This window comes from Cloacibacterium sp. (assembly GCF_047601505.1).
GTDB lineage: Bacteria > Bacteroidota > Bacteroidia > Flavobacteriales > Weeksellaceae > Cloacibacterium.
On the sequence record NZ_JASGJD010000001.1, the window covers coordinates 53,704 to 67,260 of the forward strand.

Annotated in this window: 16 protein-coding genes; 10 read left to right on the forward strand and 6 right to left on the reverse strand. The window is 31.3% G+C overall.

Annotated elements, in window-relative coordinates:
- Nucleotides 1-64: 64 nt before the first annotated feature.
- A complete protein-coding gene (locus QM746_RS00215) occupies nucleotides 65-817 on the forward strand; it encodes a glycosyltransferase family 2 protein (RefSeq protein WP_414982370.1) in 753 nt (250 codons plus the stop codon).
- On the opposite strand, the gene QM746_RS00220 is transcribed toward QM746_RS00215, so the two are convergent.
- From QM746_RS00220 to lpxB, 3 genes are all read right to left on the reverse strand, one after another.
- Nucleotides 810-1,499, reverse strand: coding sequence for a carbonic anhydrase (locus tag QM746_RS00220; protein WP_374361268.1), 690 nt, complete (start codon nucleotides 1,497-1,499; stop codon nucleotides 810-812). The genes QM746_RS00215 and QM746_RS00220 overlap by 8 nt on opposite strands.
- Nucleotides 1,500-1,573: 74 nt before the next feature.
- Nucleotides 1,574-2,839, reverse strand: coding sequence for a 3-deoxy-D-manno-octulosonic acid transferase (locus tag QM746_RS00225; RefSeq protein ID WP_414982371.1), 1,266 nt, complete (start codon nucleotides 2,837-2,839; stop codon nucleotides 1,574-1,576).
- Nucleotides 2,836-3,945 carry a lipid-A-disaccharide synthase gene (gene lpxB, locus QM746_RS00230; RefSeq protein WP_414982372.1) on the reverse strand — a complete coding sequence of 370 codons (1,110 nt, stop codon included), beginning with the start codon at nucleotides 3,943-3,945 and terminating at the stop codon, nucleotides 2,836-2,838. The genes QM746_RS00225 and lpxB overlap by 4 nt, the downstream gene beginning before the upstream one ends.
- A 99-nt stretch (nucleotides 3,946-4,044) precedes the next feature.
- On the opposite strand from lpxB, the gene QM746_RS00235 reads away from it, so the two are divergent.
- From QM746_RS00235 to QM746_RS00275, 9 genes are all read left to right on the forward strand, one after another.
- On the forward strand, nucleotides 4,045-4,554 hold the full coding sequence (locus tag QM746_RS00235) for a DUF2480 family protein (protein WP_414982373.1): 510 nt from the start codon (nucleotides 4,045-4,047) through the stop codon (nucleotides 4,552-4,554).
- 160 nt (nucleotides 4,555-4,714) lie between these two features.
- Nucleotides 4,715-5,299 carry a DUF2975 domain-containing protein gene (locus QM746_RS00240; RefSeq protein ID WP_414982374.1) on the forward strand — a complete coding sequence of 195 codons (585 nt, stop codon included), beginning with the start codon at nucleotides 4,715-4,717 and terminating at the stop codon, nucleotides 5,297-5,299.
- An 11-nt stretch (nucleotides 5,300-5,310) separates the two neighbouring features.
- Complete coding sequence (locus QM746_RS00245; protein WP_414982375.1) at nucleotides 5,311-5,913, forward strand: DUF2975 domain-containing protein; 603 nt, start codon at nucleotides 5,311-5,313, stop codon at nucleotides 5,911-5,913.
- 4 nt (nucleotides 5,914-5,917) lie between these two features.
- Nucleotides 5,918-6,127: a helix-turn-helix domain-containing protein gene (locus QM746_RS00250; RefSeq protein ID WP_188618218.1), complete on the forward strand. Its 210-nt coding sequence runs from the start codon at nucleotides 5,918-5,920 to the stop codon at nucleotides 6,125-6,127.
- Between the two features lie 88 nt (nucleotides 6,128-6,215).
- Complete coding sequence (gene aspS / locus QM746_RS00255) at nucleotides 6,216-7,964, forward strand: aspartate--tRNA ligase (RefSeq protein WP_414982376.1); 1,749 nt, start codon at nucleotides 6,216-6,218, stop codon at nucleotides 7,962-7,964.
- Nucleotides 7,965-7,997: 33 nt separating this feature from the next.
- Nucleotides 7,998-8,543 carry a hypothetical protein gene (locus tag QM746_RS00260; protein WP_414982377.1) on the forward strand — a complete coding sequence of 182 codons (546 nt, stop codon included), beginning with the start codon at nucleotides 7,998-8,000 and terminating at the stop codon, nucleotides 8,541-8,543.
- Between the two features lie 61 nt (nucleotides 8,544-8,604).
- On the forward strand, nucleotides 8,605-9,564 hold the full coding sequence (locus QM746_RS00265) for a Fic family protein (protein WP_414982378.1): 960 nt from the start codon (nucleotides 8,605-8,607) through the stop codon (nucleotides 9,562-9,564).
- A 49-nt stretch (nucleotides 9,565-9,613) separates the two neighbouring features.
- Entirely contained in the window at nucleotides 9,614-9,757 is a 144-nt protein-coding gene (locus QM746_RS00270) for a glycoside hydrolase domain-containing protein (RefSeq protein WP_414985100.1), read from the forward strand.
- Nucleotides 9,758-9,844: 87 nt separating this feature from the next.
- Nucleotides 9,845-11,530: a putative transporter gene (locus QM746_RS00275; RefSeq protein ID WP_414982379.1), complete on the forward strand. Its 1,686-nt coding sequence runs from the start codon at nucleotides 9,845-9,847 to the stop codon at nucleotides 11,528-11,530.
- 80 nt (nucleotides 11,531-11,610) lie between these two features.
- Here QM746_RS00275 and yajC read toward each other — a convergent pair whose 3' ends face one another.
- From yajC to QM746_RS00290, 3 genes are all read right to left on the reverse strand, one after another.
- Complete coding sequence (gene yajC, locus QM746_RS00280; protein ID WP_414982380.1) at nucleotides 11,611-11,925, reverse strand: preprotein translocase subunit YajC; 315 nt, start codon at nucleotides 11,923-11,925, stop codon at nucleotides 11,611-11,613.
- A 15-nt stretch (nucleotides 11,926-11,940) separates the two neighbouring features.
- The gene (locus QM746_RS00285) at nucleotides 11,941-12,417 is read right to left on the reverse strand and encodes a DUF1573 domain-containing protein (protein ID WP_414982381.1); all 477 of its coding nucleotides are present in this window, start codon (nucleotides 12,415-12,417) and stop codon (nucleotides 11,941-11,943) included.
- 129 nt (nucleotides 12,418-12,546) lie between these two features.
- On the reverse strand, nucleotides 12,547-13,452 hold the full coding sequence (locus QM746_RS00290) for a transcription antitermination protein NusB (protein WP_414985101.1): 906 nt from the start codon (nucleotides 13,450-13,452) through the stop codon (nucleotides 12,547-12,549).
- Nucleotides 13,453-13,557 lie beyond the last annotated feature (105 nt).

Consider the following 13,557-nt stretch of genomic DNA (forward strand, 5'->3'; position numbering starts at 1 on the left):
TTTGTTGTTCAATATTTACAAAGATATAATTTTTTCTCATTACATTATTTATCTTTGCAACACAATGCCACAAGTTTCTATCATCACGCCTTGTTATAATTCTTCAGATTTTCTAGAAGACACTTTAAAATCTGTTCTTTCGCAAACTTTTACAGATTGGGAATGGATTATTACGGATGATAAATCTCATGACAATTCCGTTGAAATCATCAAAAAATATAAGGATTCTAGAATTATTTTAATTGAATCCGACAAAAACGGCGGAGCTGGACACGCCAGAAATCTCTCTTTAGAAAAAGCAACGGGAAAATACATTACTTTTCTGGATGCCGATGATTATTGGGAACCTAATTTCATAGAAGAAATGGTAAATTTTATGAAATCTGAAAATTCAGAATTGGCGTATTGTACTTATGCGAGATGCGACGAAAATTTACAACCAAAAATTGCAGATTTCGAGGCTGACATTGAAGTGAATTTTGATAATTTACTCAAAACTTGCAGACTATCTCTTCTTGCTTCGATGTACGACAGCGAAAGAGTAGGCAAAGAATTTTTCCCTGAAAACAGCAAACGAGAAGACCACGTAATGTGGCTCAACTTACTTAAGAAAATCCCAGAAGGAAAACCGCTAAAAAAAACTTTGGCTAAATATAGAATGAGAGAAGGAAGTGTCTCCCGAAAAAAAACAAACATTATGAAAGACCAATATTTGGTATATAAAGATTATATGAATTTTTCAACTTTTAAATCTTTGTACTATACCGCAAATTGGGCTTTCAATGGTTTTAAGAAATATTCTAAAGCTTTTAATTAAGAAAATCTACTTTACCGTTATTTAAATGGTAGTAACCTCCAACAATTTTAAGCTCTCCTTTTTCAATCATTTCTTTAAATTCTGGATTTTCTAGAATTTTTTGAATTTGATGGTCAACATTATAATGTATCGCTTCATCTAATTTTTGAGAATTCCCAACAAACGGTTCTACTCCTTTTCTAAGTGTTTCGATAAGACTAGAAATTTCTTTTGGCTCTTTTCCTTCAGAATGGTTAGAAATCGCAGCTGTAATTCCTCCACATTTTTCATGTCCTACAACTACAATTAATTTGGTATGCAAATGGTCTACAGCATATTCTAAACTTCCCATTGTCATATCATCATCCAAAGAATTTCCTGCAGTTCTTATCACAAACAAATCGCCAATTCCTCTATCAAAAACCAATTCTACAGGAACTCTAGAATCCGAACAACTGATAACCGTTGCAATTGGATGTTGCCCCGAAATTTCTTCGTTCATTCTTGCTTGGTCTAAATGCGGAAAAGAATTTTTGTGATGAACAAAATGCTCATTCCCCGATTTTAAGACTTCTAAGATTTGATTAGGGTTAAGATTCTCTTGAACTGGGTTTTGTTTTTGTGAAATTTGGGAAGAACTACATCCCGAAAAACTCATCATAGCGCCTGCTAACATAAAAACGCCTACAATTACTTTCTTCATGATAATTTTTTTGCAAAATTATGAAGATTATAAATCGCTTCAAGATGATTCTTGTCAGTTATCGAAAAGAAAATTTATTCTAAAATTTTCTTCAAAATAATCCCTGAAGAATTGGGCTGATTGTGAACAAACTTACCAGCATTTTCTCCCATTTCATCTAGTAAAACAGAATCTTTTGAAAGTTGCAAAACAAAATCACTTGCTTGTTGTTCGTTATCAAAAGTTTTTCCGCCTTTTTGAGCAATTAAAGAATCTGCTTCGGGATTTTTTTTGTATTTATTTCCAAAAATTACAGGAATCCCAAAAGTTGCCGCTTCTAATATATTGTGCAAACCTTTATCATGAAAACCGCCTCCCACAATGGCAATATCTGCATAAGAATATAGTTTTGAGAGCAAACCGATGCAATCGATAATAAGTATTGTTGAAGTAGTAAAATCGTTAATTTGTAAAATCGTTTCGTTTTCAGTTTCACGATTCTGCGATTTCACGATTTCACTATAAAGAATTGCATTAGAAAAAATTTGCTTCAGATTTTGAACTCTTTTCAAATCGTGAGGTGCAATAATTATTTTGAAATTTTCTAATTTTTGAGAAATATTTTGTGCGAGTTTTTCTTCGGCTTCCCAAGAACTCCCGAAAACGATTAGTTTTTCATTTCCTTTAAATTCAGCAATAAATTCAACAAAATTATCTCTGTTTTTAATCTGTTTCACTCTGTCAAATCTGGTATCACCAGAAACAGAACCTTTATTCAACCCAACTTTTTGGGCCAAAGAAAAAGACTTTTCAGTCTGATGGAAAATCCAATCTACATTTTTTTTTAGTTCATTTACAAACCATTTCCCTTGCGGTTTGAAATAGATTTGTTTATCATAAAACAACGCAGAAATTACATAAATCTTAGCATTTTGTTTTTTTAATTCATCCAAAAGATGATACCAAAAATCGTATTTTACCGTGAAGAAAATTTCGGGATTTACTGCTTTTACAAATTCTGAAATTGTAGATTTTTTATCAAAAGGAAGATAACAAAGGATGTCTTCTTTGTTCTTTTTCACTACGTTTTCATAACCTGAAGGCGAAAAAAAAGTAACCAAAATTTTATGATTGGGATATTTTTCTTTCAGTTTTTCTAAAACAGGCAAACCTTGTTCGTATTCGCCTAAACTTGCGGCGTGCATCCAAATGGTTTTATCAGTTTTAGAAATATTTGCTTTTACAATTTCTAAAGATTTTTTTCTTCCTTCTATGCCTCGTTTTATTTTGTCGTTAAACAAAGACAAAATTTTAAATGCTAATTCAAGATGGAAAATAGATATGTTGTAGAGGAATTTCATTTTGTATTTACAATAATTTCTGCAACGTGTTCACTAGCACCTTTTCCTCCTAATTTTTCTCTTAGAAGTTCAAAGTTGTTTAGCATTTCGTCTCTTTTTTCTCCATCCAAAATGCTCTTTAATTCAGCAACTAAATTTTCGGTATTTAATTCTTTCTGAATCAATTCTTTCACCACTTCTTTGTCCATAATTAAATTCACCAAAGAGATATATTTAATGTTTTTCACCACTCTTTTGGCAATTTCATAAGAAATTTGACTCGAACGATAACATACAATTTCCGGAATATTGAGCAATGCCGTTTCTAAAGTTGCAGTACCCGAAGTTACCAAAGCTGCTCTGGAAGACCTTAGCAAATCATAGGTTTTATTTGAGACAAAATGAACATCGTCATCTACAAATTTTTTGTAAAAATCTTTAGTTAAACTTGGTGCTCCTGCAATTACAAACTGATAATCTTTGAAATAAGAACGAACAGAAAGCATTAAATCGAGCATTTTTTCTACTTCTTGTTTTCGAGAACCTGGCAAAAGAGCGATAATTTCTTTGTCGTTTAAACCATTTTCTTTTTTGAAATTTTCAGCATCAATTGGTGCTAAATCCGAAATGGCATCTAACAAAGGATGTCCTACAAAATGAGCATTTACTTGATGTTTTTTATAAAAATCTTGTTCAAATGGAAGAATTACAAGCATTTCGTCCACATATTTTTTGATGGTTTCTACCCTGCCTTCTTTCCAAGCCCAAAGTTGCGGAGAAATATAGTAAACTACTTTTATTCCCAAACTTTTGGCATATTCTGCAATTCTAAGATTAAAACCCGGATAATCTACCAAAATTAGAACATCTGGTTGGTGTTTTTTAATATCTTCTTTGCAGATTTTTATATTTTTAAGAATTGTTCTTAGGTTCATAGCAACTTCCAAAAAACCCATAAAAGCCAAATCTTTGTAGTGTTTTACTGGTTTTTGAGAGGCAACTTTCGCCATTAAATCTCCACCCCAAAACCTGAATTCTGTATTTTGGTCTTTGTGCAAAATGGCCTTCATTAAATTAGAAGCATGTAAATCTCCCGATGCTTCACCTGCTATGATGTAATATTTCAAGATTTTAGATTTTAGATTTTAGATTTTAGATTTTCAGTTGGACTAAAAATTTTTATTCTAAAAATTTAACTTAATTTTGCTCAAAGATAATAATAAAAAATGTCAGAAGATTTTGAAATAAAAAATAAAGTAGCAGAAAGTGGTTTGGTAAATTTTGATTTGTCTGAACTTTCTCCTAAAGGCAAGAGAATTGGGATAGATTTGAAAGATTTTCTGTTTATGGAAATGATTCTGAAAGAAAAAGATTTCAGAGAAAAAGTTTCTGAATTAGATGCTGAAAAATATCGTGATGCTTTTGTATTTGTGTATTGTTCTGTAGATGCCATTATCCCAATTTGGGCGTATTTCCTTATCACTTCTAAGTTAACTGGAATTGCAAAAAAAGTAATCTATGGTTCCAAAAAAGATTTAGAAATTATTTTAATGCACGAAGCTTTAGAACATTATAACTTCTCCGAACTAGACGGAAAAAGAGTCCTGGTAAAAGGTTGCAGCGAAGAAGATATTCCCGAAAATGCTTACATAGAATTGGTAGAAAAACTTAAACCTCTTGTAAAATCTCTCATGTTTGGCGAAGCATGTAGCAATGTGCCAATATTTAAAAATTAGCAATTTAAACCTCTTAAAAAAACAATACAAACCGAAGTTTATGCTTCGGTTTTTTATTGCTTTACATTTTCATTTTAAAAATATATTTTATCAAAATTAAAATATTTTTATTGTTTTGCGATAAATATTTATATATTTGCGATAACAAAATATTAAATCTATGAAAATTATCGGACCAAAATCAATCTCAACAGGTTTATCGTATTTATTTCTAACGTTGTTTATTATTCTTACCATAAAATCAATTTATATGTTTTTTACTTTTGGTGTAGGATATTACAATTGGACTTATTCTCAAAATTTTTTATCAGAAATAGTAGAAGTTGCGAAAACACCTCAATTAGTTCCTTATGAATTCGAAGTTTACTTCAGGTTCAAATATCCTTTTTCAAACATTCAAATGATGATGGGATTTTTCACTCTCAGAACTTTTGTTTTTCACACTTTTCAACCCCTCTTCTTTTGTTTGTTTTTCTTTTTTACTTACAAAGTTTTTAAAGAATTAAGCCAGCAAAATATTTTTACAACAAAAATCATAAAACTACTCTCTATTTTTTCTGTCATCAATATACTTTACGCTCCTCTTTTGTACTTCATTTGGAGTTACATTTTCAATGCAAACATAGATTTATCATTACTTATGACTTGTTTTGCTTTTCTTTTTTTAGGAGTAATTATATTTTTCATTATTGCCTTCTTCAAAAAAGGCTATGAACTTCAATCTGAAAACGATTTAACAATCTAAAAACTAATATTATGAAACTAATCGGACAAAACTCTATCTCTAAGTATTTAAGTTATTTTCTTTATGTTATTTTTTTATTTATTGCTTTCCATTTCATCTATGAGATAATTGGATTTTCTGTACTTTATTACAAATACAAAACAGGAAGCAATGTTTTATCACAATTCTTCCTTCTCGGAAATGATGTGGGTTGGGCAAAAAATGAATACACCAATCCAATAAAAAATGTTCTTAAATTTAAAATCTTTTACCCTTTCACAACACAAAACTTATTAACAGGAATTTACACAAGGAGTTTTTTAATTAGTAGCCTTATAGGTTCTGGATTCTTCACTATCTTTATTTTAGTATGCTACAAAATCACAAAAGCCTTAAGTAAAGACCAAATTTTCAATATAACAACCATTAATTGGTTCAAAAAGTTAGCTTGGTTAAGTATCATTTATGTTCCTATTGAAATAACCAATTGGTTCCTCAATCTCAATTTAAAAATGAGTGCTGATATTTTTTACATTAGTTTTATATTTTTAAGTTTAGGAATAGCTATATTTTTCATTATTGCCTTCTTCAAAAAAGGCTACGAACTTCAATCAGAAAACGATTTAACAATTTAGAATCATGCCAATAATTATCAATATAGACGTAATGCTTGCCAAACGCAAAATGCAATCGCAAGAACTCGCAGAGAAAATTGGCATTACACAAGCCAATCTTTCCATCTTAAAAACAGGTAAAGCTAAAGCAATAAAACTTTCTACTTTAGAAGCCATTTGTAAAGCTTTAGATTGTACACCTGCAGATTTATTAGAGTATATTCCTGAAAAATAGTTTCAAAATATCAAAATCTTCTTTCTTCGCCTTCTAACTTCCACATCAAAACCGTATCTTTGCAATCGTAAATTTCAAATTTAAAACAATGTTCAGAACGCACACAAACGGAGAATTATCTCTCAAAAATCTTAATGAAAAAGTTACACTTTCTGGTTGGGTTCAAACCATCAGAGACAAAGGATTTATGGTTTGGATAGATTTACGAGACCGTTACGGAATTACACAATTGGTTTTTGATGCAGAAAGAACTTCGGCAGAAATTTTGGAACAAGCAAAAAAATTAGGTCGAGAATTTGTAATTCAGGCAGAAGGAACCGTTATAGAACGTGCTTCTAAAAACCCAAAAATCCCAACAGGAGAAATTGAAATTTTAGTAGAAAAATTAACGATTCTCAACAGTGCAGAATTGCCACCTTTTACCATAGAAGACGAAACAGATGGCGGCGAAGAATTGAGAATGAAATACAGATATTTGGACATCCGAAGAAATCCTGTGAAAGAAAAACTGATTTTCCGTCACAAAATGGCGCAAAAAGTTAGAAATTATCTTTCAGACAAAGGTTTTATAGAAGTGGAAACTCCAGTTTTAATTAAATCAACTCCAGAAGGAGCCAGAGATTTTGTGGTGCCAAGCAGAATGAACCAAGGACAATTTTATGCACTTCCACAATCGCCTCAAACCTTCAAACAACTTTTGATGGTTGGCGGAATGGATAGATATTTCCAAATCGTAAAATGTTTCCGAGACGAAGATTTACGTGCAGACCGTCAGCCAGAATTTACTCAAATAGACTGCGAAATGGCTTTTGTAGAGCAAGAAGATGTGCTAAATATTTTCGAAGGCTTAACCGCACATTTATTAAAAGACATTACCGGAAATGAATTCGGAAAATTTCCGAGAATGACTTTTGATGAAGCCATGAAAACTTATGGAAACGACAAACCAGACATTAGATTTGGAATGAAATTCGTAGAAGTAGATGAATTGGTAAAAGGAAAAGATTTTAAAATATTCGACGAAGCAGAATTGGTAGTTGGGATTAATGTAGAAGGTTGTGCAGATTATACCAGAAAACAAATTGATGAACTCATTGATTGGGTAAAACGTCCTCAAATTGGTGCTTCGGGAATGGTTTGGGTAAAATTCCAAAACGATGGCGTAATTACTTCTTCTGTAAATAAATTCTACAACGAAGAAGATTTAAAGAAAATTGCAGAAAAATTTGGCGCAAAAGAAGGAGATTTAATCTTATTGATGAGCGGAAACTCCAACAAAGTAAGACCTCAACTTTCGGCTCTTAGAATGGAATTGGGCAACAGATTAGGCTTAAGAAAAGGCAACGAATTTGCTCCACTTTGGGTAATAGATTTCCCACTTTTAGAATGGGACGAAGAAACAGGGCGTTTTTATGCAATGCACCACCCTTTCACTTCGCCAAAACCAGAAGATATTCCGTTATTGGAAACCGACCCTGGAAAAGTGAGAGCTAATGCTTATGATATGGTATTGAACGGAAACGAAATTGGCGGAGGTTCTGTAAGAATTTTCAATAAAGAATTGCAATCTAGAATGTTTGATATGTTAGGTTTTTCTAAAGAAGAAGCAGAAGCTCAGTTTGGTTTCTTAATGAACGCTTTCAAATACGGAGCGCCACCACACGCTGGATTGGCTTTCGGTTTTGATAGATTGGTTGCCATTCTTGACGGTAACGAAGTAATTAGAGATTACATTGCTTTCCCGAAAAATAATTCCGGACGAGACGTAATGATAGACGCGCCTTCGCCAATTCACAACGAACAACTCGAAGAATTAGCATTGAAAATAAATTTATAAATTAGAGCGAGGTTTTTTCCTCGCTTTTTTATTATGGAAACAGCAATTTCAATTTTATATTTCTTAAGATATATAGCAATCATATCTTTAGTCATTTCTTATTTCCCAATTGCAAAAGTTATTGGTTTTAATCGTATAAATGATATTGATCCAATTTTAAAAGAACATAATCTATATACAAACTATTTTTTCAGCACAATATCTATAATTCTAATTATTATAACATTTACGGTTCCTAATATTATTATTGAAAAAAATTACGAAAAAAAACTCTCCGAAAACAAAATACTTTCAGTTGAAATAGAGAATCAATATTATTACGAAAATGAGACTCTAAAATTATTTTATCCAAAAAAGCTGAAAGAATCACAAATTTCCACAGAAAGACTAAAAACTAAAGAAGAACTTTACGGAATAATTCATTTAGAAAACTATAAAGCAATACCAATAAAACTGATTGAAATTGAACAATTTACAACAGATACAATTATTACTTACAAACTTGTCTCAAGGCAATTCCCTCTTGTAGAAAAAGAAATTGGAGTAATTCAAACTAATAAAATTAGAAACAATTTTTAACATCGGATAAAACAAAAATTAAACTTATCCGATATTACGAAAAAAAGCTTACATTTGTCAAATGAATTGGCAAAATTATCCTTATCACTTTGAAGGTTCAGAAAAACACCTTGAAAGAATTCTGCAAAAAAAAGCAGAATTAGATAAGTTGCGCCCAATTCCGAGTTATGCCGTGAAAAGCATTAAAGAAAGTTTAATGCTAGAGTGGACGTATAATTCTAATAGCATCGAAGGAAATACCCTTTCACTTCATGAAACCAAAATGGTAATTGAAGAAGGTTTCACCATCAAAGGAAAATCTTTGAGAGAACATTTCGAAGCAATAAATCATCAAAAAGCAATAGAATTTGTAGAATCTTTAATATCGGATAAACAAAATTTAAACAAAACCGATATTATGAGAGTGCATTATTTGGTTTTACAAAAAATTGAAAAAGATTTTGCTGGGGTTTTCAGAACTTCTGGAGTTAGAATTTCTGGGGCTAATTTCACTCCACCAAATGCTTTGCTAATAGATGAACTCGTAACAGAATTAATAGACTGGACGAATTCCTCAGATTTGAATATTGTAATTAAATCGGCTATTTTCCATCACAGATTTGTTTGGATACATCCGTTTTTTGACGGAAATGGCAGAACCTCTCGTTTGCTTTTCAATCTATTATTGATGAGAGAAGGTTTTCCTCCTGCAATTATCCTCAAAAATGACAGGAAAAAATATTACGACGCTTTGAACTTATCAAATACTGGAGATTATTCTAAAATTTTGCTTTTGGTTTTACAAGCAATAGAAAGGAGTTTAGATATTTATTTGAGTTCACTTAATAATACTTATGACAATTATCGCCCTATTTCTCACATTGTTAAAGAAGAGCTAGTTCCTTATGGTGAAGAATATGTAAGTTTATTAGCCAGAAAAGGTAAAATAGATGCTTTCAAGGAAGGAAGAAATTGGCTCACTACAAAAGAAGCCGTTTTCGAGTATATTGAAAAACGAGAAAGAAAAAGAAAATTAGATTAAAGCGAGATAAACCCTCGCTTTTTTAGTGAATTTAATCTAAATAATCACAATTCAAACTAAAAACCAGTCTGATAAAAACGTTTACGTGAAGCGAATTTTGGTGAATGGAAAAATCGTCAAAAACCACACTTTACAGTACCAAGATATTAAAAACGGAGGGATAATTCTATTCGAAATGGCTGATAAACACTAAGTTAACCGAACTGATATAACTCATTCCACGAAAATGATTCTAATTTGTGTAAAATGTTAACTTTACATAAACATAAATTACATAAACATGGAATGGCTTAAAACTTTATTATTTCCCATCGAAAACCCCACCGTTGCTCAATCTATGGTAACCATCATGTTAGCAATAGGTTCTGGCGTTTTTTTTGGGAGATTAAAACTTGGAAAAATCACATTTGGAGTATCTGCAGTAATGTTTACCGGATTAATTTTGGGACATTTTGGATATAGAATTAACGACGATATTTTTGATTTTATCAGAGATTTTGGTTTAATTCTCTTTGTATACGGAATTGGCTTGCAGGTAGGCCCTTCTTTCTTTTCTTCCTTCAGAGACGAAGGTTTAAAATTCAACATATTAGCAGTATCAACAGTACTTTTAGGAGGTTTTATCACCTTCATTTTATATAGAATTACAAGTTTAGATATAGAAAATCTTGTTGGGATTATGAGTGGCGCAGTAACCAATACCCCGGGTTTAGGTGCTGCCAAAAATACGATTGAAGAACTAACCGCTCAATTTCCAGACAAAACTTTTGCAGATCCTACTGTAGGATATGCCATTAATTATCCTTTAGGCGTTTTTGGAATTATTGCTGTAATTATTATTTCTAAAACAATCATGAAAATTAAGCCTGATGATGAAATGAAAAAATTTAGATTGGCAAAAATTAATTTAGAAGAACCTCTTATTCATAAAAAAATGAGAGTTACCAATCCTGAATATTTTGGTAAATCTATCAATGACGTCATCAAAAAAATTGGCTTCGAAATCATTATTTCCAGACTAAAACATAGTGGTGAAATTTCTGTGTTTTCGCCTACTTTAGACACTCACCTTCAAGACAGAGATGTACTAATGATTGTAGGAAAAGAAACTGAAATTGATGAGTTTATAAAAAAAGTTGGTCGCCCTTCTACCGACTCTTTTATAGAATCTGAATCTGATATTAGCAAGAAAAACATCTTTGTTACTAAGCCTTCTGCCGTTCATAAAAAATTGTCAGAATTAGACCTTTATAACACTTATGACTTGAAGGTAACTAGAGTTTTTAGAGCTGGTAGAGAAATATTACCAAGACCATCTTTAGAATTATATTATGGTGATAAAATAAGAATTGTAGGCACTAACGAAGCGATAGAAGAAGCAGAAAAAATCATAGGAAATCAGGAGAAAAAACTCCTTGAACCAGACTTTTTATCACTTTTTGGAGGCTTGTTAATTGGTGTTATTGTAGGTTCTATCCCTTTGATGGTTCCAGGTTTACCAATTCCATTAAAACTAGGATTTGCAGCGGGGCCTCTTGTTGTAGCGCTATTAATTTCTAGATACGGAGGAATTTCTTTTATCCATTCTTATATCAACAACGGTGCAATTCATTTTATGAAAGATTTCGGGATTTGTTTATTCTTTGCAGCAGTTGGTATTCATGCAGGAGAAGGTTTTTACGAAAATTTCATCAAATACAACGGTTGGATGTGGCTTCTTTATGGTTCTGCTATTACATTTATCCCATTAATAACTATGGTAATTATAGGCAGAGTTTTCATGAAAATAAATTTCTTACAACTTGTAGGAATTATGAGTGGAAGCTATACAGACCCAGCCGCTTTATCATTCAGCACCAATTATTTAGACAACGACGTTCCTATCCAAAGTTACGCACAAGTTTATCCTTTGGTAACCATTGCTAGAATTTTTACTGCAAGTTTACTCATTTTATTACTAGGCTAATTTTTACTTTACATTCTTAATACAAAAACCGCCTCGAAAAATTTTCGAGGCGGTTACTTTTTTATATAATTTTTGAAAAATTATTTTTCTGCTGCTTCAGGAAATCTTGCCTGAGTATATTCTCTAGAGATTGCAGCTTTTTCAAATTTTAATTTCCCAGACATCGTTTCGATAATTACTCCATCTTCCATTATATCTGAAATTTTGCCATGCATACCAGAAGTAAGCACTACTCTTTGCCCCTTTTTAAGGCTTTCAGAGAATTTTTTGTCTTTGTTTTGCTTTCTCATTTGAGGCCAAAGGAACAAAACAAACATTACTACCATTATTAAAACCAATGGCATAAAACCGCCTAATCCTCCACCTGCAGCTTGTAAAAATATTGTTGAAAACATAATATAATCTTTTTTTTAAGGTTGAATATCTGCTGTAAATGTTAATTCTACAGGAATTTTTTCTACGTTTGCATAAACTTCAGCAGATTTATGAACCACTCCATCAAAATTAGCTGAATTAAATTTCAAAGTAATTTTCCCTTTTTGACCAGGTAAAATTGGGTCTTTAGTAAAATCTGGAACTGTACATCCACAAGTTGGTTGAACATTAGAAATAATTAAAGGATTTTTTCCTGTATTTGTAACTTCATAAACGTGTTCTACTACGTCTCCTTTTTTAATTTTCCCGAAATCAAAACTTGGCTCAGAAAGCGCTAATGTTGTTTGTGGACCTTTATGTGCACCTCCAATCAAATCACTTTCCATCACGGGTGCTTTTTGCAATGGCGTTACTTCTGAAGAATTAGTTTGCAATTGTTCTGCAGCTTCGTTTTTCTTACAAGAAACCAATGCTAAAGTTGCAAGTAAGCTTAAACCTATTATCTTTTTCATTGAATATGATTTATAAATTTTGGTCAAATTTAATCAAATAAAACCATTAATCTATATTAGAACAATAAGATTAACAGTAAATTTTGAATAAAAACTAAATCTCTTTTTTAGATTTTTTAGAACAACAAATTAAGCTCTTGATATATCTTTGGTATATTTATCTAAAATACCATTTACAAAAATCTGGCTTTTTTCTGTTGCAAAAACTTTAGAAATTTCTATAAACTCATTAATGATAACTCTTGCTGGAGTAAGTGGGAAAAAATCTAGCTCAGAAATTGCAGCAATAAGAATAATTTTATCCATTAGAGAAATACGATCCAAATCCCAGTTTTCTAATCTATCCTCCACTTTTTTCTCTATAGAATCCCAATGGCTAATACTTTGAATTAATAATTTTTTGGCAAAATTTCTATCGTCCAAATCTTTTATCATTTTGATAAGCGTATGAGAAGGCTGGTCTTGTTTCATAAAACCAATAGTTTTTTGCACCATAGAATTGGCAATATGAAAATCGTCTGCCCAAGATAATTCCATAGCTTCTAATCTATCGTGGAAATCTTCGTTTTCTGCAATATATCTCAGGAAAAGTTTTCCTATAAATTTTTGGTCATCTTCAAATGAAAGATTGTTATCTTCCATATAATCTTGGTAACGCTTACCAGCAACAATACGCTGAAAGGTTTTCACCAAAAGATCGTCGTGAAGTTCCCAATTAAGATTTTTATGTTTTGAAGTAAAAGAAAGTCTTTCTTCGTTTTGTTCCAATTGCATAAGCACTTGGTTATTAACGAATTTAAGGTTAGGATTAAGGTCTTCTTCAGTCTTAATGTATTTATTTTTAGCGATTTCGATTTGATTTTCAGCCAAATCTTTTAAGGCAACTAAAAAATTAAGTTGATAGATGTAGAGATGATAGATTTTTTCAATCTCTGTAAACATATTTTTCTCTAAAACATCAGTTTTTATTGGATTCTGATGATAAGAATAAAGCGTTTGCACTACTTTTTCGCGGATTTGTCTTCTTCCTAACATTTTCAAAGAGCTTTTATAAGATTTTGCAAAGATAAGAATTTTAGTTGGAAGTTGGATATTAGAAATAAGAAGTTCTTTTTTTAGCAATCATTAAATCTTTATTTT